This is a genomic window from Rhizobium sp. SU303, from assembly GCF_021052345.1.
GTDB lineage: Bacteria > Pseudomonadota > Alphaproteobacteria > Rhizobiales > Rhizobiaceae > Rhizobium > Rhizobium laguerreae.
The window spans coordinates 579,237-602,754 of sequence record NZ_CP088096.1 but is presented as its reverse complement, the minus strand read 5'-3'; the positions used below and the strand labels follow the sequence as shown (position 1 = coordinate 602,754).

The following is a 23,518-nucleotide window of genomic DNA, read 5'->3' as shown; positions in this document are numbered from 1 at the left end:
GGCGGGAGCTTTTTTATTTTTGGTGGGCGATGATGCATTCAGAAAACTGGCGGGTCGGTGTGCTGTTCTCCGAAACGGGTGTGACGGGAGCCGTGGAAACAACCCAGAGGGCCGCGACCTTGCTGGCGATCGACGAAATCAACGCGGCCGGCGGCGTGCTCGGCAGGACGATCGAGCCCGTCGTGTACGATCCGCAATCGACGCCCAATCTCTACAAAGAACTTGCAGTCAAGCTTTGCGACGAAGATCGGGTCCGGGTCGTTTTCGGTTGCCATATGTCGAGCACCCGCAAAGCCGTTCTGCCCGTCGTCGAGGCCCGTGATGCACTGCTGTTCTACCCGACGCTCTACGAGGGGTTCGAATACTCCCGTCACTGCATCTATACGGGTGCAGCCCCCAACCAGAACTCCGTCCAACTCGTCGACTTCCTGACCGAGCATTATGGAAAGCGGGTTTTCCTTGTGGGGTCGAACTACGTCTATCCTTATGAATCCAACCGGACGATCAGTGACCTGTTTCTTCAGGTGGGCGGAAAGGTGCTGGACGAGATGTATGTTCCCCTGAACCTCAAAACCGAGGACGTTGACAAGATCATCCGGCATATTCGCGCGGCAAAGCCGGATGTCATCTATTCGACGATTGTCGGCGACGGTATCATTCCCTTCTACACGGCGTTCAAGGAGGCCGGATTCGATGCGGCGACGATGCCGATCGCAAGCCAATCGACCAGCGAGGCGGACGTGATCCGTATGCGACCGGAGGTGGCCGAGGGGCATATTACCGCAGCCCCCTTCTTCGCCTCTCTGGATACACCCCGCGCCCGCGCCTTCGTCTCCGCTTACCAACGGCGATACGGCCTACAGATGCTGCCAACCGCACCGGCCGAAGCGGCCTATTTCCAGGTTTATCTCTATGCGGCGGCTTTGCAGCGCGCCGGTGGCGACGGGCTTGAGCAGCTTCTGCCGGCTCTCTATGATGTCGAGTACGATGCACCGCAGGGTGCGGTGAAGATAGACCGGCTGACAAATCACACGCATCTGTGGCCAAGAGTGGCAAGGGTGAATCCACAGGGCAGCTATGACATCGTCTACGATCCGTCGCTCCGGGTGGCGCCAGACCCGTTCATGCGCGAATATCGCCCGGACTTGACGCAGACTTTCCCACATCGCGTTCAGGTTTGAGAAGGAGCGACGATGTCTTTCGCCCTTCTCAGAGATTTGCGGGATCTCAAGGTTCTGGTCATCCATCCTTGGACATCCGAAGGGGAGTTTCTCGTGGATCACCTGCGCCGTATCGGTTGTACGGTCAGTTGCCTCTGGCCGGTGCCAGCCGAGTTGCCGCACGGCACGGATGTCGTCTTCCTTGCCATGGAAGATGAGGCGCGACCGGAAATCGAACGCCTGCTGAAGTCTTTCCCCAATCCTGCCCCGACAATGCTTGCCATCGTCGGTTACGAAAACCCCTCGACGTTGCAGATCGTTCTGGAAAGCGGCGCGCTCGCCATTGTCGAGAGACCGATCAAACCCTTTGGTCTGCTGACCAATCTCGCCATCGCCCGCAACCTCTGGCTGGAGCGGCAAAAGCTCGTCAAGGAAGCGCGCAAATACAAGCGCAAGGTACTGGGAGACCAGAAACTTGCCCGGGCCAAAGCCATTCTGATGGCCAATCGCGGCACCAGCGAGAATGAGGCATATCGTGAAATGCGCGAGCAGGCGATGGCTCGGCGCGTGCCGATCGATGAAATCGCCAATTCGATTATCAACGCCGAACAGCTCTTGCGCCCGTCCCAAAAACATGATTAGTTTTTCACGTGTTTCGAACAAAACACCTCCGGCACATCCCTTCGTTTGACGAAGCCATGTGCCGCTGTTGCACGCGGCGCAGCCGTGATGCGGTGATGGCAAGGATGCCCGCAGGCTGTGACAAGCCTCGCGGGTTTTTTGTTGTCTGCTGACAGTGACGTCAGTTCTCTACTCATTTCCGGCATGAAAGCCTTGCCATTCGGCGGGCCGTGCCGCCGTGCGCGCCAATCAAAAAAAGGGGAACCAAGATGGTGTTCAACAGACGAGAATTTCTGAAAACCGCAGCGACCGCTTCCGCCGCACTCGCCCTGCCGGCTCTGGGCAGCCGCGCCTTCGCAGCCGATGCCATCAAGGTCGGCGCGCTCTACTCGCAGACGGGCGGGCTTTCCGTTGCCGAGAAGCTTCTGGCAAACGGCGTCATGATGGCCGTGGCCGAAATCAACGCGACCGGCGGCGTTCTCGGCCGCCAGGTCGAGGTGGTCGTCGAAGACGGTGCTTCCGATCCGAAAACCTTCAGCGAGAAGGCTTCGAAACTGATCCTCAAGGACAAGATTTCCACCGTGTTCGGCTGCCACACATCGGCCAGCCGCAAAGCCGTGCTGCCGATCTTCGAGCGACGCGGCGTGATGCTGTTCTACCAGACGCATTACGAAGGCTTCGAGTGCTCGCGCAACGTCGTCTATTCCGGCGCCGTTCCGAACCAGCAGCTCGCCAACTACATTCCCTGGATCGTCGAGAAACTGGGCAAGAAGAAATTCTTCATCGTCGGCTCGAACTATGTCTATCCGCGCGAAATGGCCAAGGTTTCCAAGAAGCTGATCGAGGCGGCCGGCGCCGAATGGGTGGCGGACGAATATCTGGAACTCGGCCATTCGGAATGGGCCGTCATGGTCAGCAAGATCAAGGAATCCGGCGCCGACGTGGTCCTGTCCAACGTGGTCGGCGACTCCATCATCGCCTTCTACCGCGAGTTCAAGAACCAGGGGCTCTCGCAGGAGGTTCTGCCGATCTGCGCGACGGTCACCTCCGAAATCGAAATCGCGGCGATGGGCGCCGAATATGCGGCCGGAAGCTACACCTCCTTCCCCTATTTCATGTCGATCGATACGCCGGCGAACAAGAGCTTCATCGACCGCTTCAGGACCTTCGTCAACGATCCGAAGGCCGTGACCTACCACTCTCTCGAAGCCGCCTATTTCCAGGTCTTCCTGTGGAAGCAGGCCGTGGAAAAATCCGGCGATCTTTCGGCTGACGCGATCAGGGCCGGCATTCGTGGCCAAACCTACGAAGCGCCTGGCGGCAAGGTGACCACCGACCCCGACAACCTGCATTGCTGGCTGACGCCGCGCATCGGGCAATGGCAGGCGAACGGCCAGAGCAAGGTGGTGAACGCCTACCCGGCGCCGATCAAGCCTCTGCCCTATTCGGCCTATGGCGAGACGGAGAGCAATCTGTTCTGCACCAGCAACGGTCTCGACGCCGCAAAGCTCAAGGGCTGACTCCTCCCCGCGTCGTCCCGCCATCCATCGGTGGCGGGATCATGTCTCGGTAAGACGGGCCTCCACTCTTCTTCCGCAAGCTGCCATCCTGTCTTCAGGAGGTGCAAGTCGCAGGAAAGTCCGGCCCGCCCTTCTCACGAACGGTGGCGTTATGCTCGACATTCTCTTCATCGGCCTCAGTCTCGGCTCGATTCTTCTTTTGGTGGCGCTTGGCCTTGCCATCACCTACGGCGCCATGGGCGTCATCAACATGGCCCATGGCGAGATGGTCATGATCGGCGCCTATGTCGCCGTCCTCTCCGGCATCTGGCTGAAGGCAAGCCTTCTGCTTGCGATCCCGCTGGCCTTCGTCGTGACGGCCTTGCTCGGTCTACTGATTGAGCGGGTGGTTGTGCGGCGGCTTTATGGCCGTCTGCTGGACACGCTTCTCGCCACCTGGGGGATCGCCATCCTCCTGCAACAGGCCGTGCGGCTGGAATTCGGCCTATCCTTTTTCGGCATTCATGTCGAAGGTCTTGGGGCCGGCCTGCAGAACGTCGCGGTGCCTGCCTACCTGCAGGGCACGTTCAGGCTCGCCGGCGCTGACATCAACGCCTACCGCGCCTTCATCATCGCCGTTACCGCCGCGCTGACACTGGCGACATGGTTCATTCTCTACTGGACGGCGGCCGGCATGCAGGTTCGCGCCATCATCCGGAACCCGAAAATGGCCGCAGCCTGCGGCATCGACGTGAAACGCGTCAACGCCATGACATTTGCGTTCGGTTCCGGCCTTGCCGGCGTTGCCGGCGTCATGATGTCCGGCTTCAAGACCGTCTTTCCCGACATGGGCACGACGATGGTCGTCGACGGCTTCATGGTCGTCGTCACCGGCGGGGTCGGCAGCCTTTTCGGCACCATCCTGTCGTCAGGGCTGCTCGGCGAAATCAATGCACTGGTCGCCATCGGCACCAACGACATCCTGGCGCGTGCCGTCGTGTTCGGCGTCGTCATTCTCGTCATTCTCGTCAAGCCCAGCGGGCTGTTCTCGTTCAAGGGGCGCTGACATGAGCATCGAACGGAAATTCCAGGTCGCCGCCTATGTGCTCTTCATCGCGGTGATTTTTGCAGCGCCCGTTTTTGGCGACGAATTCTGGCTGAACCGCATTTCGAAATACCTGGTCTACGGCATGCTGGGCGTCGCCATCGCGCTCACATGGGGATATGCCGGTATTCTCAATCTCGGCCAGGGGCTGTTTTTCGGTCTCGGCGCCTACATGCTGGCCATGTCGCTGAAGCTGTCGAGCCTGACCAGTCTCCAACAGGGCTCCGACAAGCCGGTTCCTGATTTCATGCTCTGGAATGCCGAGCCTGGCGCGCCGACGGAGCTTTGTTGCATCAACAAGGGCTCCTTCCTCTGGCTTCCGTTTCAAAGCCAGTCGGTGGGGCTTGTGCTCGGCATCGTGCTTCCGGTGGTGATTGCCGGAGCACTCGGCATGCTGGTTTTCCGCAAGCGCATTTCCGGCGTTTTCGTCTCGATCATCACGCTGGCGCTCGTTCTGCTTGTCCGTCTCGTCATGGTCGATGCGCAACCGGTGACAAACGGGTTCAACGGCCTGACAGATCTTGGTTGGCTGACGATCGGTGGCATCGAATTCGATCCCTATAGCCGGGCGACCTATTATCTGTGTGCCGCGTGCCTGTCGCTGACACTCATCGGTGCCCGTCTCATCGTTGAAACCCGCGCGGGCATGATCCTGCAGGCGATCCGCGACGATCACGTGCGCGCCCGCTATCTCGGCTTCGATGTCTCGCTCTACCAGGTGTTCTTCTTCGTGATTTCGGCGGGGATCGCCGGCGTTGCCGGCATGCTCTACGTGGTCGTCGCGGAGTTTGCGTCTCCGACCTTCATGGACCTGTCCTTTTCCGTGACGATGGTGGTCTGGGCTGCCGTCGGCGGCCGCTCCTCCCTGCTTGGCGCCTGCATCGGCGCGATCCTGATCAACATGATCGAGGCGGAGGTCAGCGAGACCGAGGCGCTGGTCGAGGCATGGAAGGCGATCATCGGTCTCATCTTCGTGCTCGTCGTATTGTTCATGCCGCGTGGCCTTGGCGGCCTTGCACATGATGTGCTGCGGCAGTTTATCCGCCGGCTCAAACCGGGCGCGGGATCTCCATCGTTGCAGCAACAAAGCGAGGCATTGTGATATGAGTGCGATCGCATTGACCATCGACGGCCTCAGCGTCGATTTTGGCGGCTTCCGCGCCGTCAACAATGTCAGCATCACCGTCTTCGACGGCGAGCTGCGTGTGCTGCTTGGCGCAAACGGCGCGGGTAAGACGACCTTGATGGATCTGGTCAGCGGCAAGACGCGCAGCACGCAGGGCAAGGTCTTCGTCTACGACACCGACATCACCAACTGGCCCGAACACCGCATCGCGCGCGCCGGCATAGGCCGGAAATTCCAGATCCCCAGCGTCTTTCGCGACCTTACCGTGCGGCAGAATCTCGAGGTCGCCAATTGCCGCAATCCTTCGGTGCTTGCCAATCTTCGCTTCGGCTTTTCACGAGCGGAGGCAAACCGCGTCGACGACGTCCTTGCCCTCATCGGTCTCGATGCCGAGCGCGACGTGATGGCCGCCTATTTGAGCCACGGCCAGACGCAGTGGCTGGAGCTCGGCATGCTCATCGTTCAGGATCCCAAGGTGGTCCTGCTCGACGAACCGACAGCCGGGATGACCCAAGCGGAAACCCGTAAGACCGCCCAGATCATCAACAATCTCAAAGGTCGCCATACGATCCTCGTTGTCGAGCACGACATGGGGTTCGTCCGCGAAATCGCCGAACGCATCACCGTTCTCCATCTCGGAGAGGTTCTGGCGGAAGGAGGCGTCGAAGATATCGAGCGCAATCCTAAAGTCCGTGAAGCCTATCTCGGTTCGAAAGGAATATCCTGATGCTGTCGTTGAAAGACGTGCACAGCTACTACGGCCGCAGCCATATCCTGCACGGCGTCACGCTCGAGATTCCGGCCGGCAAGGTGACGAGCATCCTCGGCCGCAACGGCACCGGCAAGACGACCCTGTTGAAAACCCTGATGGCACTGACCGACCGCATGACTGGCGAGATGCGTCTGCAGGGAAAGGACATGGCCGCATCCCCAACGCATGAAAGGGCAAGGGCCGGTATTGCCTACGTCCCTCAGGGCAGGGAGATCATTCCCGATTTTACTATCCGCGAGAACATCCTGATGGGCGCCTTTGCCCGCACCGATGGCAAACGCGAGATTCCTGCGCTGGTGCCAGAGCTTTTTCCATACCTGATGGCCAATCTCGATCGGCCGGGCGGCGTGCTTTCGGGCGGCCAGCAGCAGCAGCTCGCCATCGCCCGCGCGCTGGCCGGAGATCCGAAAGTGCTACTTCTCGATGAACCGAACGAAGGCATCCAACCCTCCATCGTCGAGGAGATCGAAAAGATCATCATCCGGCTCAATCGCGAGATCGGCATGACGATCATCCTCGTCGAGCAAAACGTCGCATTTGCGCGGCACGCGTCTCACCAGTTCGCAATGCTGGAGAAGGGAGGCGTGGTCGCGGCCGGCGCCATCGACACGCTCTCCGACGCGCTTGTTCACCGGCATATGGCTGTCTGAAACAGACCGATATCCTTTCATAGAGACAATGGGAACAACCATGACATCGACACAAAGCTATACCGCGGCCACCATCCAGTTCGAACCGACCATGTTCGAAAAGGCCCGCAATATCAGCCGGCTGGCAGCCCTTTGCGAAGAGGCCGCGGAGGCAGGCGCACGCCTGATCGTCACGCCCGAAATGGGCACGACCGGCTATTGCTGGTTCGACAGGGCCGAAGTGAAACCTTTCGTCGAGGTTATCCCCGGACCGACCACCGATGTTTTCCAGGCCATTGCCAGAAAACACCGCTGCTATATCGTCGTCGGCATGCCGGAAGTCGATCCGGCGAGCGATCTCTATTACAATACCGCCGTCCTCATCGGTCCCGACGGCGTCGTTGGCCGGCATCGCAAATCGCATCCCTATATCGCGGAGCCGAAATGGGCTGCCAACGGCGACATCGTCCACGAGGTATTCGAAACCGAGATCGGCCGGATCTCGATGCTGGTCTGCATGGATCTGCACTTCTTCGAGACGGCGCGGCTGGAGGCTCTGGCCGGTGCCGACATCATCTGCCACATCTCCAACTGGCTGCAGGAGCGCACGCCGGCACCCTACTGGATCAACCGCGCTTTTGAGAACGCCTGCTACGTCATTGAAAGCAACCGTTGGGGGCTGGAGAGAACGGTGCAGTTCTCAGGCGGAAGCTGCCTGATCGAGCCCGACGGTACGGTTGCCGCATCGATCGATACGGGCGACGGGATTGCCTATGGCACGATCGATCCTGCCCGCGCCCGCCGCCGCGAGGTCTTGTTCGAACCGGTATTCAAGTCCCGCCGGCCCGAGCTCTACATGAACATGATGACCAACAGCTTCACCTGGAACCCGGGCGATTACTTCCGTCTCTATGGCTACCAGCCGATCCCGCGCGGACGCGCATCCCGCGCCGCTGTCGCCCAGTTCGCCCCCACCTCCGTCGTCGCCGACAATCTCGCCCGCATCGCCGATCTGGCAACCGAGGCGAAGGCAACGACAGCACCGGATATTCTGGTTTTCCCGGAACTGTCGCTGACCGGACTAGCGGCCCCGCAAGGCCGGGCGGAACCGCTCTCGGGCCCGACGGTATCGGCCTTCGTTCGTCTGGCGATGAAGCTCGGTTTCTATCTTGTCGCCGGATTTGCCGAAGAGGACGGGGACAAGGTTTACAACAGCGCTGTTCTCGCTGGCCCCGAGGGGCTCGTGGGCAGCTATCGCAAGACGCATCTCGGCATTGCCGACAGCTGGGCGACCGCCGGCGACGAATGGAAAGTCTACGATCTTGCCATTGGCCGCGTCGGCCTGGCGATCGGCCATGACGCGCTCTATCCGGAAGCCATCCGTTCGCTGGCGCTGATGGGATGCGACGTGGTCGCTTGCCCATCAGCCATAGCAGGCACTTTCACCGGCAGCCACAACGGCACGAAAATTCCGCATAACTATCCGATACCCAAGGGCGCCGATCCCTATCACTGGCATGCTTTGCGCGTGCGCGGGGGCGAGAACAACCTCTATTTCGCCTTCGCCAACGTCCTGGATGCGGCACGGGGATACCAAGGCAAGAGTGCGGTATTCGGGCCGGATTCCTTTGCCTTTCCGCGCCAGGAATCGGCAATCCTAGACGAGGACGGGATTGCGGCGGCAGCCGTCGACACCACCAATCTCGATACGCCCTATCCGACGAACATCGTCCGGCGAAAGGATCTTGTCGTCATGCGCCAGCCGCATCACTATCAGCCGCTCGTCAAATGGCATCAGTGAAAGACCGGCAAGATGTCCACATTCACATTCGCGACCGTCCCGCAGATCATCGCGGGACCGGGTTGCATCGCCAGACTTTCGGAGCTGACGAAAACGCGACTCGGGCCGCGCGTCGTGGTGATTTCAGACGAAGGGGTCGTCAAGGCGGGGCTCGTTCAGCCGGCCCTGGCGAGCCTTGCGGACGGCGGCTCTGACGTATCGGTCTTCACCGGCGTTGTCGCCGATCCGCCGGAAGCCATCATTCATGCGGCCGTTGCGCAGGCGATCGGATTCGGCGCCACGGGTGTGCTCGGCATTGGCGGCGGCTCGTCGCTCGATGTGGCAAAGCTGGTGGCCCTTCTCTGCAAAAGCGGCGAAGCACTCGATGATATCTATGGAGTAGGCAAAGTAAGCGGGCAGCGCTTGCCGCTGGTGCTTGTGCCCACAACGGCAGGCACCGGCTCCGAAGTCACGCCGATTTCCATTGTCACCACCGGCACACACGAGAAAAAAGGCGTCGTATCGCCGGTGCTACTGCCGGATGCGGCACTTCTCGACGCGGAGTTGACCCTCGGCCTTCCTCCAGCCGTGACGGCTGCAACGGGGATTGACGCCATGGTGCACGCCATCGAGGCTTTTACCTCCGCGAGTACGAACAACAATCCGGTTTCCCGTGCCCTTGCCAAGGAGGCTCTTCGGCTTCTCGGGGCGAATCTCGAAATCGCGGTGATGAACGGAACCGATCTCGCCGCCCGACAGGCGATGCTGCTCGGCGCCATGCTGGCCGGTCAGGCCTTTGCCAATTCGCCGGTCGCTGCCGTCCATGCTCTCGCCTACCCGATCGGTGGCCGCTATCACGTTGCGCACGGCCTTTCCAACAGTCTGGTCCTGCCGCATGTCCTGCGCTTCAACGCGACGGTGTGTGGTAATGCCTATGCGGAACTGGCGCCGTGCCTCTTTCCTCACCTTGAGTCTGCCGGTGAGGCCGAACGGCTTTCCGGTTTCATCGAAGGACTGGCATTGATCCCTTTGCGCCTGAACCTGCCCGTACGCCTGCGCGATGTCGGAATTCCCAAGGACGGGCTTCCCCGGCTAGCGGAAAGTGCGATGGAACAGACCCGCTTGCTGGTCAACAATCCGCGCACGGTGTCGCTGTCGGATGCCGCGAGGATCTATGAAGTCGCTTGGTAACAAGGTGCCTAACGTGAGGATACGGAGCAGCGTACGATGGCGGTGAGAGTGGCGGTCAGATAGGCAAGCGGATCGACGGCGTTGAGCTTGCAGGTTTCGATGAGCGAGCGATCGTGGCCCTGTTCTCCGCTCCCACGTCGTGCCCGGCAAAAAAAGAGCGTTCTTGCCGGAAGCACATCGGCGCCGGTGGCCCGAGAAAACAGCGCACTCTTCGTCTAGGTCCCAAGCTCATCACTGGCGGGATTGTCTCCAAGCAAGCCGGAACTACACGGGCGCAGTGAGGGGCAAATGAGCAGTTGGTCGGCTTCGTTACGAGCGCTGGGGGATCCGGCGATCGTTTCCAGGCGCGATCCGCGACGCGCATTGCGAAGATTGGCCGTCAAGAGGCCACGCGTGTAACCGCGTAGGACGTCGTAAACACAGCCTTGCTCGATGGAATATTTGTCTGAGGAGTCCGTCCGCCCACGGCTGAGAAATAGCTGTTTTTGCTCACGGTGGAGCCCTGGCGCTTGTTTGAGCATATGCTTTCTGCAGTTCACAAACTCGGCAACATCAAAGTCATCATGAGCGAGCAATACATCTCCCCCTAAGAGGTTATCTAATTGACCAATGAGATGAAATTATAGTTTCACATAACTTGGCACGAAACCTGCTTCTCTTCCCTCGACTGGGCAGACGCTCAGCGGCAGCAAAAAAGAGGGAACAGAATGACGCATAGGGACACTCACATTTCCCGTAGCCAGCGAATGACCATGATCTTCCGCACGGCAATCCTTGCAGTATCTGCTACGTTTGCAATGATGACGGCAAACGCAACCGGAGCGCTGGCTGCGGGTACGTTGCGCATCGGGATGACTGCCTCCGATATTCCCCTGACGACTGGCCAAACTGACCAAGGGGGCGAGGGTCAGCGGTTCATGGGCTATACCGTCTACAATTCGCTCATCGAATGGGATCTGACGAGCGCAGACAAACCTTCGAGCCTGATACCGAGCCTTGCGGTCTCCTGGGACGTCGACGCGACGGATAAAACGAAATGGGTATTCAAGCTTCGTGATGGGGTGAAGTTTCATGATGGCAGCGCCTTTGACGCGAATGCCGTTGTATGGAATCTCGACAAGATCCTGAAGCAGGATGCCCCACAATTCGACAAGCGTCAGTCCGCGCAAGGCAAATCACGCATTCCGGCCGTTGCCTCCTACAAGGTCATCGATCCGCTCACGGTCGAAATTACCACCAAGACACCGGATGCCACCCTGCCCTATCAGATCAGCTGGATCCTGATATCATCGCCGACGAACTGGGAAGCCCAGGGCAAGAGCTGGGACGCGGTTGCCCAGAAGCCCTCCGGCAGCGGCCCATGGAAAATGGAAAGTGGTTTCACCCCGCGCGAGCGCGTCGAGCTGACGCCGAACAAGGACTACTGGGACAAGAAGCGCGTACCGCAGCTCGACAAGCTGGTTCTAATCCCGCTGCCTGAACCGAACACCCGCGTCGCCGCGCTTCGATCCGGCCAGGTCGACTGGATCGAAGCACCGGCTCCAGATTCCGTCAGCTCGCTGAAGGACGCAGGCTTCAAGATCATCACCAACTCCTATCCGCACAACTGGACCTGGCATTTCTCTCGTGTCGAGGGTTCCCCGTGGAATGACATTCGCGTTCGCAAGGCGGCAAACCTTGCGGTCGATCGCGACGGCCTGAACGAACTACTCGGCGGCCTGTCGATCCCGGCACAGGGCTATCTGCCGCCTGGCCACCAGTGGTTCGGCAACCCGACGTTCAAGCTGAGCTACAATGTCGAAGAGGCAAAGAAGCTGATGGCTGAGGCCGGTTTCGGTCCGGACAAGCCCATCACGACCAAAGTCATCATCTCGTCCTCCGGCTCGGGCCAGATGCTGCCGTTGCAGATGAACGAATACATCCAGCAGACGCTGGCTGAAATCGGCATCAAGATCGAATACGAGGTCGCTGACTGGAACACCGTCATCAACATTTGGCGTGCCGGTGCTAAGGATCCGAGCGCCAAGGGTGCGACGGCGATCAACTACAGTTACTTCATCCAGGATCCCTTCACCGCGCTGATCCGCCAGTCGCAATGCAACCTCGCACCACCTAACGGTACCAACTGGGGTTACTATTGCGACCCTGAGATGGATGCCCTCTTCGACAAGGTGCGCACGACCTTCGACGCTGCCGAACAGGACAAGGTGCTTCAGCAGATCCACGAGAAATACGTAAACGAAGCACTGTTCCTGATGGTCACGCATGACGTCAACCCGCGTGCCATGACCGACAAGGTCAAGGGCTTCGTCCAGGCACAGAACTGGTTCCAGGACTTCTCCACCATCAGCATGGACCCCTGATCCAACGCATGGGCCTGCGCGCCGGCCCGCCGATGCGCAGCCCATGATGCCCGATCCGAACCGTATTGTGAGGAAACCATGCTCGCCTATGCCTTGAAACGACTGCTGCATGTCATTCCCGTGTCCATCGGTGTGAGCGTCGTTTGCTTCATGCTGATCCATATAGCTCCGGGTGACCCACTGGCCGCGATCCTGCCATCCGACGCCTCTGCAGAGATGCAGAACCAGATGCGGGCCTTCTACGGCCTTGATCGCCCGCTGCCGGTGCAATATGCCCTGTGGGCATGGCGTACGCTGCATGGCGACCTGGGGGTCTCGATCGCGTCCGGCCGCCCGGTGCTCAGCGAAATCATGGACGCCTCGGTCAACTCGATCATCCTGGCGGTTGCCGCGACGATCATCGGCTTCACCGTCGGCTCGGTACTCGGCTTCGTGGCAGGCGTCTTCCGGGGCGGCTGGATCGATCGCCTCGCCTCCGCTTTCGCGATGCTTGGTGTCAGCGTCCCGCATTACTGGCTGGGCATGGTTCTCGTCATTGCATTTTCCGTCACGCTCGGCTGGCTGCCGGCAATGGGCGGCGGGCCCGGAGGATCGGACGGACGCAGCTTCAGCTGGGAATATCTGCAATACCTGATCCTGCCTGCGGTCACGATGTCCGTCATCCCGATGGGAATAATCGCCCGCACCATCCGCTCGCTGGTGGCCGACATTCTGTCACAGGATTTCACCCAAGCGCTGGCTGCCAAGGGGCTGATGAACCGGCAGATCATGCGCCATGTGGTGCGCAATGCCGCCCCGACCGCAATTTCTGTCATGGGCCTGCAGCTCGGTTATCTCCTGGGCGGATCGATCCTGATCGAGACCGTGTTCTCCTGGCCGGGCACCGGCTTCCTGTTGAACGGCGCCATCTTCACCCGCGACCTGCCGATCCTGCAGGGCACGATCCTCGTACTTGCGATGTTCTTCGTCCTCCTGAACCTCATCGTCGATGTGCTGCAGAGCGCAATCGATCCACGCATCCAGAGGAGCTGACCCATGGCCGTCATTACAGCAGATCTGGCCTCGGAAGCGCCAAAAGTCTTCAAATCACCGGGATTCTGGCGCGGTGTCGGTCGCCGTCTTTGTCGTGATCCGGTTGCGCTCGCGGCTTTGGGCGTCGTTATTCTTTTGGTGCTCATCGCGATATTCGCGCCGTATATCGCCCCTTACGACCCGTCGAAAGGCAGCGTCATTCGCCGCCTGAAGCCGATCGGCACGCCCGGATATATCCTCGGCACCGACGAACTTGGACGCGATATGCTCTCGCGTTTGATTTATGGCGCCCGTCTCTCTCTGGTGATGGGCGTCATCCCGGTTCCGATCGCCTTCGTCATCGGCTCGGCGATCGGCATCATTGCCGGTTATGCCGGCGGGATCACCAACACGCTGATCATGCGCACGATCGACGTCTTTTACGCATTCCCCTCCGTGCTGCTCGCCGTCGCCTTGTCAGGCGCCCTTGGTTCGGGCCTGACCAATGCGCTGGTCTCGCTGACCGTGGTCTTCATCCCGCAGATCGCGCGCGTTGCAGAAAGCGTCACGACCCAGGTCAGGAAACTCGACTACGTCGATGCGGCCCGCGCGTCCGGCGCTCCTGATCGCACCATCATTCGGGTGCACATTCTCGGCAATGTTCTCAGTCCCATTTTCGTCTTCGCCACGAGCCTGATCTCGGTCTCGATGATCCTTGCATCCGGCCTGTCGTTTCTCGGCCTTGGCGTGCGTCCGCCCGATGCCGAATGGGGACTGATGTTGAATACGCTAAGAACAGCGATCTACAACAATCCGTTCGTCGCTGCTCTGCCGGGATTGATGATCTTCACCACCTCGGTCTGCTTCAATCTTTTCTCCGACGGGCTGCGCGCAGCCATGGACGTGAAATCATGAGCGCAGCAATTTCACCCTACAATCAGGATATGGAGATCGGCGAGCGCGGTGGACCGGCTCAGCCCCTCATCTCCGCCCGCGGGCTTCTGAAGCATTTTCCGGTCAAAAGCAGTGGCTTTCTCCGGCCGCGGAAAGTCGTACGCGCCGTCGATGGCGTCGACTTCGATATTCTCAAGGGCGAGACGCTCGGCGTCGTCGGGGAAAGCGGCTGCGGTAAATCGACGACGGCGCGGCTGTTGATGAACCTCATCGTTCGCGATCAGGGCGACATCCTGTTCGATGGCGAGACAGTCGGCGGCACGCTGCCGCTTGCTCAATACCGGCGTCAGGTGCAGATGGTCTTCCAGGACAGCTATGCCTCGCTCAATCCTCGGCTTACGATCGAGGAATCGATCGCCTTTGCGCCGCAGGTTCATGGTGTTCCAACCGGAAAGGCGATTGCGCGCGCTCACGACCTGCTTCATCGGGTGGGGCTGGAGCCGACGCGCTTTGCCGGGCGATACCCGCACGAACTGTCGGGCGGGCAGCGGCAACGCGTCAACATCGCCCGCGCGCTGGCGCTCCAACCAAGACTGATCATCCTCGACGAGGCGGTCTCCGCGCTCGACAAATCGGTGGAAGCACAGGTTCTCAACTTGCTGCTCGACCTCAAGCGCGACTTCGGTCTGACCTATCTCTTCATCTCCCACGATCTCAACGTCGTCCGCTTCATGTGCGACCGGGTCATGGTGATGTATCTCGGCAAGGTCGCCGAGATCGGCAGCCGGCAGGCAATCTTCGAAAACACGCAGCACCCCTACTCTTCAGCGCTGCTGGCCTCGATGCCGAAAATGGATCCATCTGAGAGAACGCTGGAGCCGCCGCTTTCTGGAGATCCACCGAACCCGATCGATCCGCCCAGCGGCTGTCGCTTTCATACCCGTTGCAGCTTCGCCGAGGATGCCTGCAGCCGAACTCTGCCGCCGTTGGCAACTGTCTCAGACGAGCAGTCCACCGCCTGCCTGATGTCGATACCGGGTTCGGGCCACAGCCGTGCGCCCATCACTATGGAGGCTTGAGATGACGCAATCCGATGTTGTGGTCGATATCCAGAACCTCTCCGTTACCTTCAATCGAGGACGCAAGCCGGTGAAGGCCGTCAATGGCGTGAGCCTCCAGGTAAGGGCTGGCGAGGTCGTGGCCCTCCTGGGGGAGTCCGGGTCCGGCAAGAGCGTCACCATGCGCTCGCTGCTTCGTATGCATCCGAAGGGGACGACAATCGACGGGTCTATGTCGGTGGCCGGCCGCGATGTCACCGGCCTGTCGACGCGCGAACTCGGCAATCTGCGTGGCGCCGTTGTGTCGATGGTGTTTCAAGAGCCGCGTCTCGCCCTCGATCCGGTCTATACACTTGGCCGGCAGATCGAAGAGACGATCATGCGCCATGAAAAGATTTCTCGCTCCGCCGCGGCTGCCCGGTCGCTTGCCTTGTTTGAGAAGGTTCGCATTCCCTCGCCGGAGCGGCGCCTTCAGAATTATCCCCACGAGATGTCGGGCGGCATGTTGCAGCGCTCGATGATCGCCATGGCGCTGGCGTGCAATCCAAAGGTCCTTCTCGCCGATGAGCCGACGACAGCGCTGGATGCCACCGTGCAGATCCAGATCCTGCTCCTCATCCGTGAATTGCAGAAGGAGTATGGATTGTCCGTCATCTTCGTAACCCACGATATCGGCGTTGCTGCCGAGGTCGCTGACCGCATCGCGGTCATGTACGCGGGACGGATCGTCGAGGAGGGGCGCGTTGAAGACATCATCCGCGATCCGAAACACCCCTATACAAAAGGGCTGCTCGGCGCGCGCGTCGAACTCGCAAACGGTCGCGATCGGCTGATCACCATTCCGGGCGCGCCGCCGGATCTGGCCAACATGCCACCGGGCTGCGCGTTTGCGCCACGATGCGCGCAGGCATCAGAACCCTGTCGCACCGAAGTTCCGGCACTCGTCGCCGCGGAACGGGCTGGCCAGGTTGCCTGCCTTCTATTCGGCTGAGAAAGCCGAAAATACAATGAATCAGGGAGGTGGCGCGCGGCTGCGGCGTCCAAAGCATCATGACACACATCGTTATCATCAATCCAAACACATCGGGGGCGACCACGGCAATGATGACCGACATCGCTCGCCAGTCTGTTCCCGCTGGCATTTCGGTCGAAGGCATGACGGCGGCAAGAGGCGTGCCGATGATCCTCAACGGCAATGAGCTTGCCGCCTCCGCCGACGGCGTCGTGCAGATGGGGTTGACCGCGGCGTCAAGGGCTGATGGCATCATCGTCAGCGCCTTCGGGGATCCGGGCCTCGAACAGCTGAGACAAATGACCGATACACCCATTATCGGCATATGCGAGGCAAGCATGCTGGAAGCTGCGTTCGGCGGACGACGGTTCGGCATTGCGACAGTCACACCAGATCTCGTCGAGAGCTTCGCGGCAAAGGCGGTGAGCCTCGGGCTTGCCAACCTTTTCTCCGGCACTCGATTGACCAGTGGGGACCCAATCTCTCTCTCCTTCGAGCCAGAGCGGCTGCAGACAGCACTGGCCATTGCCGTCAAAGAGTGCCTGGAGCTTGATGGCGCCGAGGTGGTCATCATCGGCGGCGGGCCGCTTGGCAGAGCAGCGGCACAACTTCAGCAACAGCTGTCCGCGCCAGTGATAGCCCCGATTGAGTCAGCCGCTAAACTCCTCCTCAACCGGATGTTTCCTCTCGCATCAGTCGCTGCGAGTTTGGCGCAGTGACAAGGGCGCTCCGGCACGGCAGCTTGAGTTTTCCGATTGCAAATCGGGAGATTGCGACGGAAAGTCCGCCGCCTGGAGATGTCGCGGAGAGTACTGTGCCGAAAGATCGTTCGTTCCTGTTTCGCGTGAGAGAGGCGCTTCCCAACCTTCATCCGGCGGAAAAGCGGCTGGCTGAGTTCGTTTGCGATTTTCCCGGCGAACTCGCGAGCTATTCAGCACAGGAACTTGCGGCACTCGCGCACGTTTCAAAGGCCACTGTCACACGGTTCATCCAGCGGCTCGGCTATGAAACCTACGAGGAAGCACGCCGCCACGCGCGGGAGGAAAAGCAAACCGGGTCCCGGCTTTTTCTCGCGAGTTCGGCCAACGCTGCGTCGATCCAGCCGGTAGAGGCACATATAGCCCAAGGCATCGCAAACCTTGAAGCGACGTTCATTTCTATTCCCGACAGTCAGATAGAGGCCGCAGCTGAAGCAATCCTCCATGCGCGAAAAGTCTGGGTTGTCGGGTTTCGAAGCAGTCACCCATTTGCCTCGTATCTTCAATGGCAACTGATCCAGGTCATTGAAAACATTGTCGCCATCCCCGGTTCTGGGGAGACACTAGGCGAACATTTCGTGAGCCTTCGTGAGAAGGACGTCGTCGTCGTCTTTGCTATGCGCCGACGAATAGCGCAGATGGACGCAATTCTCGACCAAATCCGGAGATCGAAGGCAAATCTTCTTTACATTACGGACGAAGGCGCGTCCTTCGAGACTGCCGCCGGTTGGCACTTCCAATGCCAAACACTTGCGCCCGGCCCGTTGTTCAACCACACCTCGGTGATGGCGTTGTGCCATTTGCTGATTACCCGCTGCTTCGAGAAAGCCGGGATTGAAGGTCGAAAACGCCTTCGCAACATTGAGGCCCTAAACGAAAATCTTGAAGAACTATAAGTCGTTTTAACTTCCATAAATGGCATGGAGGGCGTGAGCCTGGAGTTAAGCAGAATCGACCTCGCGGACAGCTCCCCACCTACCCTTACGCGTTCACTTCCCGGATGAGTTCCTCACATTAATTCGCGAAAAGGCAGCGAGAACGGTGCGCTCAGACTGCGTCAAGTAAGCCTCGAGTGCCCCGGAAGCCTCGGCCGTCATCCCAGCTTCGAGCTTTTCGAGTATCGCCGCATTCAGGTCGACATAGGGCGCGTGCAACAGCTCGGGATCGGCGAGCAGACCAAAGCTAAGGCGTAGCTCTGCGGCGATCTGAGCATAGAAGGCATTCAGCCGCTGACTGTCAGCAAGATCGACGATCGCTGCGTGAAAGATCATGTTCTGGCTGCCGACCGTGCCCCAATCTTTGTCGCCGCGCGCGACCCTGGCTCGTTCAACAGCCAAGCGCATGCGCGCCACCGCCGGATGATTGGGATAGGCCTTGGCGAGTGCCTGGCATTCGATTATGCGGCGCACCCGGTAAATGTCGATGATTGAGGCCATGCTGGGCGTGGCGACAAAGACGCCGCGATTGTGCTCGTGCCGGAGAAGGCCTTCCTTGGTCAGAAGTCGGAAGGCTTCGCGCAGCGAGTTACGAGACACATCCATGCCGACGCTGAGCGCCGCCTCGGAGAGGCGCTGGCCCGGCTTCAATTCGCCCGCAATCAGCTTGTCGCGGATCTCCTCCGCCAGCCGCGGCGCAAGCGCCGATGTGGTATCCTGCTCAGCCATCAAAACCCCTTATACACGCACACGGCTGAAACAACCGTCTCTGTGCCCATCGATATAGCGGTTCGCGCGCCATGGGAACCATGGCTGGACAACGCGACCAGGTGGATCGCGGCAACGTCAGACATGGTCCCTAATGAAAGGAAGGAGGCAAGCGCGGCTACAACGCGGCCCAAGTCTGCGCCAATCAAGGCTATTCTGTGCCTAATCAAGCCCAAGATCGCTCAACATTTGTGCAGGATAGTAGAACGATAAAATAAAATCGTTGAACAATATTGACAGAATTATGAAACGCGACGACGCTGCCGCTATCGACAGTCAGTTCGGGCAACAGATTTCGAATGACGAAGCGATCAACGGAGAGGGTAACATGGATCAGAATTCGACGTCCCAAAGCAGCGCCAACCCGGGCGGAATGTCCGTCAAATCACGCCGAGCCGCACTGACGGCCGCCATTTTTCTGATGGCCACCTCGGCCATCGGCCCGGGCTTCATCACCCAGACGGCCACATTCACGACCAAGCTCGGCGCGGCCTTTGCCTTTGCCATTCTGGCCTCGATCCTGATCGATTTCGTCGTCCAGTTGAACATCTGGCGCATCGTGACGCTCACCAAGATGCGCGCCTCCGATATTGCAAATGCCGCCATACCGGGCACGGGATATCTCCTGGCCATTCTCGTCATCGTCGGGGGCCTGTTTTTCAACATCGGCAATATCGGCGGCTCGGGCCTCGGCCTCAACGCAATGCTGGGCCTTGATCCGAAATGGGGCGGCGCCATTAGCGCTCTGATCGCCATCGGTATCTTTTCTTCGAAGCGCGCCGGCCTCGCCATCGACCGGTTGATCGTTGTCGCTGGGGTTCTGATGATCCTGCTGACGCTCTATGTCGCCATCGTCTCAGGCCCGCCGGTGGGTGACGCGCTCTTCCAGACCTTCTTGCCGAGCACGATCGATTTCGCCACGATTACCACCATCGTTGGCGGTACGGTCGGCGGCTATATCACCTATTCCGGCGCACACCGTCTGCTCGACAAGGGCTCCGTTGGCATCGAGAACCTTGGCGCCGTCAACCGCGCAGCCTTGACCGGCATCGCGGTCACCGGCCTGATGCGCTACGTGCTCTTCCTCGCCATTCTCGGCGTTGTAGCCAGCGGCGTCGTTATCGACGTGTCGGGCAAGGGTGCAAACCCGGCGGCACAGGCCTTCCAGGCGGCAGCAGGCGATGTCGGCTTCCGCATTTTCGGGGCCGTGCTCTGGTTTGCCGCCATCACCTCGGTTATCGGCGCCGCCTATACGTCGGTTTCCTTCATTACCGTGTTCAAGAAGGACATCAGCGAGCGCGCCCGCAACATCGCGACCGTAATTTTCATCGCCGTATCGCTTTTCTTCTATGTCGTCATCACCACGCCACCGGCCCAGATGCTGGTCTTCGTCGGCGGCCTGAACGGTCTGATCCTGCCGATCGGTCTCTCGATCTTCATTTATGCGGTCTGGGCCCGTTCCGATCTCATGGGCGGCTATCGCTATCCGCGCTGGTTGCTGGCGCTTGGCGTTCTGGTCTCCGCACTCACTTGGTACATGGGCTACAAGTCGATCGGCCCGATCTTCGCCCTTCTCACGGCTGCTTGAGGAAAACAGAAATGACTGCCATCGATCTGAACAGCGATCTCGGTGAAAGCTATGGTGCCTGGGGTATGGGTGATGACGCGGCGATGCTTGCCGTCGTTTCTAGCGCCAATGTCGCCTGCGGCTTCCATGCTGGCGATCCGCTCGGCATCCTGAAAACCGTCAAGGCGGCCACTGAAAAAGGTGTTTCGATCGGGGCGCATATCTCATACCCGGATCGCGTCGGCTTCGGCCGGCGCGACATGGACATCACACGCGACGAACTGATCGCCGACGTCATCTACCAGATCGGCGCGCTGAAAGGCATTGCCGCTGCGGCCGGCGTCACTGTCGGTTACGTCAAGCCGCATGGCGCGCTCTACAACCGCATCGCCCACGATCCGAAACAGGGTCAAGCCGTCATCGACGGCATCAAGGCCGTGGACCCCTCGCTGGTGCTGATGGGATTGGCCGGCGCACCCATCTTGGAACTCGCGCGAAAGTCAGGTCTTCAGGTCGTCGCCGAAGCCTTCGCCGATCGAGCCTACACGCCGAACGGCCAGCTTGTCTCGCGTCGCGACGCGGGTGCGGTCCTGCATGATACGAAGCTCATTGCCCAGCGCATGCTGCAGCTTGCCAACAAGGGCACGCTGGAGGCTATCGACGGTTCAACCATCAGGATCGACGCACAATCGATCTGCGTGCATGGCGATAGTCCCGGTGCTGTTGTCATCGCCCAGGAAATTCGTCGCGTCTTCGAAGCCGACGGCATCACCGTCCGCTCATTCCTATCCGCCTGATCAGGCATCCACGGGAGGGCCATCATGATCGCCATGGACCATCTTCGCCACGTCAATGTCGAAGCGGCGCGCACCGCGCGCGCGCGCTATCGCGCGGGCACCATTGAGCCGACCTCGGGCATCGCCCCCGGTTTTACCCAGGCCAACATGATCGTGCTGCCGCGCGATTGGGCCTTCGACTTCCTGCTCTATGCGCAACGCAATCCGAAACCCTGCCCGGTTCTCGACGTTTCGGATCCAGGCTCACATGCGACACTTCTGGCGCCGGGGGCCGACCTCCGCAAGGATTTGCCGCTCTACCGCATCTGGCGTGACGGCAAACTGGCTGAGGAAACGGCGGATGCAACTGTTGCTTGGGGTCAACACCCAGACCTCGTCAGTTTCCTGATCGGTTGCAGTTTCACCTTCGAGACGTCGATGGTCGAGGCAGGTATCGAGATCCGCCACATCACCGACAGGTCCAATGTGCCGATGTACCTGACCAACAAGGCCTGCCGCCCAGCGGGACGCCTGCACGGCAATATGGTCGTCTCGATGCGGCCGATCCCGGCATCGCGTGTGGCGGATGCGGCCACCATTTCGGGCCGCTTTCCGGCGGTGCACGGCGCGCCCGTGCACGTCGGCGCGCCCGAAGAGATCGGCATCAAGGATCTGGCCAAGCCGGAGTTCGGCGATCCGGTGCGCATCGAGCCCGGTGAGGTCCCCGTCTTCTGGGCCTGCGGCGTCACTCCGCAGGCAGCTGTCATGGCGTCTGGCGTGCCTTTTGCCATCACCCACGCGCCGGGGCATATGTTCATCACCGATATTCCCGATTCAGCCTATTACGCCTGAGGTTCCGATGCGTTTCCTGCCTGTCAGCCTGACGGTTATCCTGGTCGAACTCGCCGATCTCGACGAAACGCTGGCGCTGTTTGCCTCTCTCGAGGCAGAGCCCGTGGACGGCGTCGTCGATATGGTGCCCGCCGCCCGCACCCTGATGATCCGGTTTCGTCCGGAAAAGCTGACGGCAGAGGCGCTGGCCGCCAATATCGCCACGCGCGATCTTTCCGCCCGCATTTCGCCTTCGGACATGCTGGTGGAAATTCCCGTGCAATATGATGGAGAGGATCTTTCCGACGTGGCCGAACTCACCGGCCTTTCGGTGGAAGAAGTCATCCGCCGCCATACGGAAAGCACCTTCACCGTCGCCTTCTGCGGATTTGCGCCCGGCTTCGGCTACCTCGTCGGCGGCGATCCAGCGCTGCAGGTGCCGCGCCGGCAGAGCCCGCGGACAAAAATTCCGTCGGGTTCGGTTGCGCTCGCCGGTGCCTTTTCAGGCGTCTATCCGCAAGCGAGCCCCGGCGGCTGGCAGATCATCGGCACGACGACGACGAAGATGTGGGATTTGTCTCGCGATCCGCCGGCGCTGTTCCAGCCCGGCTACCGGGTCCGATTTTTTGATCTTGCCAAGAAATCGGTCCCCGGTTCGACGACAACGGCAAAAGCCGCAACGTCCGCATCTGCCCAGGCGCAAGCCGATGCACTGACGCTGAGGGTGTTGCTTGCCCCCATGCCAGCGCTCCTTCAGGATCTCGGTCGCTTCGGCCAGACAGGACAAGGCGTGTCGTCTTCCGGTGCACTCGATCAAGGCGCGCTTAAAGCCGCCAATCGCCTTGTCGGTAATCCTGCCGGCACGGCCTGTCTCGAAATCATCCTCGGTGGTTTCTCCTTCGAGGTATCCGGCCGTACTGTTTTCGGCGTATCGGGTGCCCCCTGCCCGATCAGCATCCGCGACGTGTCGGGCCGTATGTTTGCTGCCGAAACCTACCAGCCGGTCTCGCTCGAAGCCGGCGATGTCGTGACCCTTGGACAGGCGCCGAAGGGCATGCGCAGCTACTTGTCCATTCGTGGCGGCTTTCATGTGAAGCCGGTGCTCGGCAGCGTCTCAACCGATACGCTCGCCGTGGTCGGGCCTGATCCCGTGACTGCGGGCATGGTTCTGGCTATCAACAACGAGGTATCGGACCTCACCAGCGTCTCGCTCACTGAAGCGCCGGCCTTCGAGCACCCGGCCCCCGGCGAAGTCGTGACGCTTGATGTGATCATGGGGCCACGCAGCGACTGGTTCACCGAGGCTGGCATCACGACCCTGACCAGTCAGCTCTTCTATGTGACACCGCAGTCAAATCGCGTCGGCATCCGACTTTCCGGTGAAATGGCGCTCGAGCGCAAGGACAAGGCGGAACTGCCGAGTGAGGGAACAGCGACCGGCGCCATTCAGGTGCCGCACAGTGGTCAACCGGTACTCTTCCTCGCCGACCATCCCTTGACCGGCGGCTATCCGGTAATCGGAGCGGTTGCCGAACATCATCTCGATCTCGCCGGACAGATCCCGGTCAATGCCCAGATACGCTTCAGACCCGTGAGAGATTTCGCCGATATCAAGCCCGCCAGGGTCTGAGACGAGCGAAGCTGAGCGAAAAAACAGTGAGG

The 23,518-nt window shown here is 60.3% G+C and carries 21 protein-coding genes and 1 pseudogene; 20 read left to right on the top strand and 2 right to left on the bottom strand.

What is annotated here, in order from left to right; translation table 11 throughout:
• Positions 1–29: 29 nt before the first annotated feature.
• The 9 genes from RlegSU303_RS27445 (at position 30) to RlegSU303_RS27405 (ending at position 9,883) form a co-directional block, all read left to right on the top strand.
• A complete protein-coding gene (locus RlegSU303_RS27445) occupies positions 30–1,181 on the top strand; it encodes a transporter substrate-binding domain-containing protein (protein ID WP_017956938.1) in 1,152 nt (383 codons plus the stop codon).
• Positions 1,182–1,193: 12 nt separating this feature from the next.
• Positions 1,194–1,802, top strand: a complete 609-nt coding sequence (locus RlegSU303_RS27440) for an ANTAR domain-containing response regulator (protein ID WP_017956939.1) — start codon at positions 1,194–1,196, stop codon at positions 1,800–1,802.
• A gap of 248 nt (positions 1,803–2,050) precedes the next feature.
• On the top strand, positions 2,051–3,301 hold the full coding sequence (locus RlegSU303_RS27435) for a transporter substrate-binding domain-containing protein (protein WP_131719908.1): 1,251 nt from the start codon (positions 2,051–2,053) through the stop codon (positions 3,299–3,301).
• A 151-nt stretch (positions 3,302–3,452) separates the two neighbouring features.
• Entirely contained in the window at positions 3,453–4,346 is an 894-nt protein-coding gene (gene urtB / locus RlegSU303_RS27430) for an urea ABC transporter permease subunit UrtB (RefSeq protein ID WP_131719909.1), read from the top strand.
• A gap of 1 nt (position 4,347) precedes the next feature.
• On the top strand, positions 4,348–5,487 hold the full coding sequence (gene urtC / locus RlegSU303_RS27425) for an urea ABC transporter permease subunit UrtC (RefSeq protein ID WP_017956942.1): 1,140 nt from the start codon (positions 4,348–4,350) through the stop codon (positions 5,485–5,487).
• Position 5,488: 1 nt separating this feature from the next.
• Entirely contained in the window at positions 5,489–6,238 is a 750-nt protein-coding gene (gene urtD, locus RlegSU303_RS27420) for an urea ABC transporter ATP-binding protein UrtD (RefSeq protein ID WP_017956943.1), read from the top strand.
• Positions 6,238–6,933 carry an urea ABC transporter ATP-binding subunit UrtE gene (gene urtE, locus RlegSU303_RS27415; protein ID WP_131622169.1) on the top strand — a complete coding sequence of 232 codons (696 nt, stop codon included), beginning with the start codon at positions 6,238–6,240 and terminating at the stop codon, positions 6,931–6,933. Before urtD ends, urtE begins: the two co-directional genes overlap by 1 nt.
• 28 nt (positions 6,934–6,961) lie before the next feature.
• Positions 6,962–8,713, top strand: a complete 1,752-nt coding sequence (locus tag RlegSU303_RS27410) for a nitrilase-related carbon-nitrogen hydrolase (protein ID WP_017956945.1) — start codon at positions 6,962–6,964, stop codon at positions 8,711–8,713.
• A gap of 12 nt (positions 8,714–8,725) precedes the next feature.
• A complete protein-coding gene (locus tag RlegSU303_RS27405) occupies positions 8,726–9,883 on the top strand; it encodes an iron-containing alcohol dehydrogenase (protein WP_131719911.1) in 1,158 nt (385 codons plus the stop codon).
• An 8-nt stretch (positions 9,884–9,891) separates the two neighbouring features.
• Here the strand turns inward: RlegSU303_RS27405 and RlegSU303_RS27400 are convergent.
• Positions 9,892–10,037 (bottom strand): annotated as a pseudogene (locus tag RlegSU303_RS27400) (transposase domain-containing protein); the annotation flags it as partial.
• A gap of 643 nt (positions 10,038–10,680) precedes the next feature.
• On the opposite strand from RlegSU303_RS27400, the gene RlegSU303_RS27395 reads away from it, so the two are divergent.
• The 7 genes from RlegSU303_RS27395 (at position 10,681) to RlegSU303_RS27365 (ending at position 17,875) form a co-directional block, all read left to right on the top strand.
• Positions 10,681–12,246, top strand: a complete 1,566-nt coding sequence (locus RlegSU303_RS27395; protein WP_231283903.1) for an ABC transporter substrate-binding protein — start codon at positions 10,681–10,683, stop codon at positions 12,244–12,246.
• Positions 12,247–12,324: 78 nt separating this feature from the next.
• The gene (locus tag RlegSU303_RS27390; RefSeq protein WP_131719913.1) at positions 12,325–13,278 is read left to right on the top strand and encodes an ABC transporter permease; all 954 of its coding nucleotides are present in this window, start codon (positions 12,325–12,327) and stop codon (positions 13,276–13,278) included.
• Positions 13,279–13,281: 3 nt separating this feature from the next.
• Complete coding sequence (locus RlegSU303_RS27385) at positions 13,282–14,172, top strand: ABC transporter permease (protein WP_131719914.1); 891 nt, start codon at positions 13,282–13,284, stop codon at positions 14,170–14,172.
• A complete protein-coding gene (locus tag RlegSU303_RS27380) occupies positions 14,169–15,230 on the top strand; it encodes an ABC transporter ATP-binding protein (RefSeq protein WP_131719915.1) in 1,062 nt (353 codons plus the stop codon). Before RlegSU303_RS27385 ends, RlegSU303_RS27380 begins: the two co-directional genes overlap by 4 nt.
• Before the next feature lies 1 nt (position 15,231).
• Entirely contained in the window at positions 15,232–16,200 is a 969-nt protein-coding gene (locus RlegSU303_RS27375) for an ABC transporter ATP-binding protein (RefSeq protein WP_131719916.1), read from the top strand.
• Between the two features lie 59 nt (positions 16,201–16,259).
• Positions 16,260–16,940 carry an aspartate/glutamate racemase family protein gene (locus RlegSU303_RS27370; protein WP_131719917.1) on the top strand — a complete coding sequence of 227 codons (681 nt, stop codon included), beginning with the start codon at positions 16,260–16,262 and terminating at the stop codon, positions 16,938–16,940.
• Between the two features lie 95 nt (positions 16,941–17,035).
• The gene (locus RlegSU303_RS27365) at positions 17,036–17,875 is read left to right on the top strand and encodes a MurR/RpiR family transcriptional regulator (protein ID WP_131719918.1); all 840 of its coding nucleotides are present in this window, start codon (positions 17,036–17,038) and stop codon (positions 17,873–17,875) included.
• 93 nt (positions 17,876–17,968) lie between these two features.
• Here the strand turns inward: RlegSU303_RS27365 and RlegSU303_RS27360 are convergent, their stop codons facing one another.
• A complete protein-coding gene (locus tag RlegSU303_RS27360; RefSeq protein WP_131719919.1) occupies positions 17,969–18,643 on the bottom strand; it encodes a GntR family transcriptional regulator in 675 nt (224 codons plus the stop codon).
• 367 nt (positions 18,644–19,010) lie between these two features.
• Between RlegSU303_RS27360 and RlegSU303_RS27355 the strand changes: the two genes are divergently transcribed.
• Genes RlegSU303_RS27355 through RlegSU303_RS27340 form a run of 4 tightly spaced genes read left to right on the top strand, consistent with a single transcriptional unit; the run spans position 19,011 to position 23,486 of the window.
• The gene (locus RlegSU303_RS27355) at positions 19,011–20,270 is read left to right on the top strand and encodes an NRAMP family divalent metal transporter (protein WP_131719920.1); all 1,260 of its coding nucleotides are present in this window, start codon (positions 19,011–19,013) and stop codon (positions 20,268–20,270) included.
• Between the two features lie 11 nt (positions 20,271–20,281).
• Positions 20,282–21,046 (top strand): LamB/YcsF family protein, encoded by a 765-nt coding sequence (locus tag RlegSU303_RS27350; RefSeq protein ID WP_131719921.1) that lies wholly within the window; start codon positions 20,282–20,284, stop codon positions 21,044–21,046.
• Between the two features lie 24 nt (positions 21,047–21,070).
• Positions 21,071–21,877 (top strand): putative hydro-lyase, encoded by an 807-nt coding sequence (locus tag RlegSU303_RS27345; protein WP_131719922.1) that lies wholly within the window; start codon positions 21,071–21,073, stop codon positions 21,875–21,877.
• Between the two features lie 7 nt (positions 21,878–21,884).
• On the top strand, positions 21,885–23,486 hold the full coding sequence (locus RlegSU303_RS27340; RefSeq protein WP_131719923.1) for a 5-oxoprolinase subunit B/C family protein: 1,602 nt from the start codon (positions 21,885–21,887) through the stop codon (positions 23,484–23,486).
• The last annotated feature ends 32 nt before the right edge of the window (positions 23,487–23,518 follow it).

Excerpts from the sequence above, each read along its gene's own strand:
- RlegSU303_RS27395 (WP_231283903.1), top strand. The coding sequence starts at position 10,681 with ATGATGACGGCAAACGCAACCGGAGCGCTGGCTGCGGGTACGTTGCGC.
- RlegSU303_RS27435 (WP_131719908.1), top strand. The coding sequence starts at position 2,051 with ATGGTGTTCAACAGACGAGAATTTCTGAAAACCGCAGCGACCGCTTCC.
- RlegSU303_RS27445 (WP_017956938.1), top strand. The coding sequence starts at position 30 with ATGATGCATTCAGAAAACTGGCGGGTCGGTGTGCTGTTCTCCGAAACG.
- RlegSU303_RS27390 (WP_131719913.1), top strand. The coding sequence starts at position 12,325 with ATGCTCGCCTATGCCTTGAAACGACTGCTGCATGTCATTCCCGTGTCC.
- RlegSU303_RS27360 (WP_131719919.1), bottom strand. The coding sequence starts at position 18,643 with ATGGCTGAGCAGGATACCACATCGGCGCTTGCGCCGCGGCTGGCGGAG.
- RlegSU303_RS27405 (WP_131719911.1), top strand. The coding sequence starts at position 8,726 with ATGTCCACATTCACATTCGCGACCGTCCCGCAGATCATCGCGGGACCG.
- RlegSU303_RS27345 (WP_131719922.1), top strand. The coding sequence starts at position 21,071 with ATGATCGCCATGGACCATCTTCGCCACGTCAATGTCGAAGCGGCGCGC.
- RlegSU303_RS27370 (WP_131719917.1), top strand. The coding sequence starts at position 16,260 with ATGACACACATCGTTATCATCAATCCAAACACATCGGGGGCGACCACG.
- urtD (WP_017956943.1), top strand. The coding sequence starts at position 5,489 with ATGAGTGCGATCGCATTGACCATCGACGGCCTCAGCGTCGATTTTGGC.
- urtE (WP_131622169.1), top strand. The coding sequence starts at position 6,238 with ATGCTGTCGTTGAAAGACGTGCACAGCTACTACGGCCGCAGCCATATC.
- RlegSU303_RS27375 (WP_131719916.1), top strand. The coding sequence starts at position 15,232 with ATGACGCAATCCGATGTTGTGGTCGATATCCAGAACCTCTCCGTTACC.
- RlegSU303_RS27410 (WP_017956945.1), top strand. The coding sequence starts at position 6,962 with ATGGGAACAACCATGACATCGACACAAAGCTATACCGCGGCCACCATC.
- urtC (WP_017956942.1), top strand. The coding sequence starts at position 4,348 with ATGAGCATCGAACGGAAATTCCAGGTCGCCGCCTATGTGCTCTTCATC.
- RlegSU303_RS27380 (WP_131719915.1), top strand. The coding sequence starts at position 14,169 with ATGAGCGCAGCAATTTCACCCTACAATCAGGATATGGAGATCGGCGAG.
- RlegSU303_RS27385 (WP_131719914.1), top strand. The coding sequence starts at position 13,282 with ATGGCCGTCATTACAGCAGATCTGGCCTCGGAAGCGCCAAAAGTCTTC.
- RlegSU303_RS27355 (WP_131719920.1), top strand. The coding sequence starts at position 19,011 with ATGGATCAGAATTCGACGTCCCAAAGCAGCGCCAACCCGGGCGGAATG.
- RlegSU303_RS27440 (WP_017956939.1), top strand. The coding sequence starts at position 1,194 with ATGTCTTTCGCCCTTCTCAGAGATTTGCGGGATCTCAAGGTTCTGGTC.
- RlegSU303_RS27340 (WP_131719923.1), top strand. The coding sequence starts at position 21,885 with ATGCGTTTCCTGCCTGTCAGCCTGACGGTTATCCTGGTCGAACTCGCC.
- RlegSU303_RS27350 (WP_131719921.1), top strand. The coding sequence starts at position 20,282 with ATGACTGCCATCGATCTGAACAGCGATCTCGGTGAAAGCTATGGTGCC.
- urtB (WP_131719909.1), top strand. The coding sequence starts at position 3,453 with ATGCTCGACATTCTCTTCATCGGCCTCAGTCTCGGCTCGATTCTTCTT.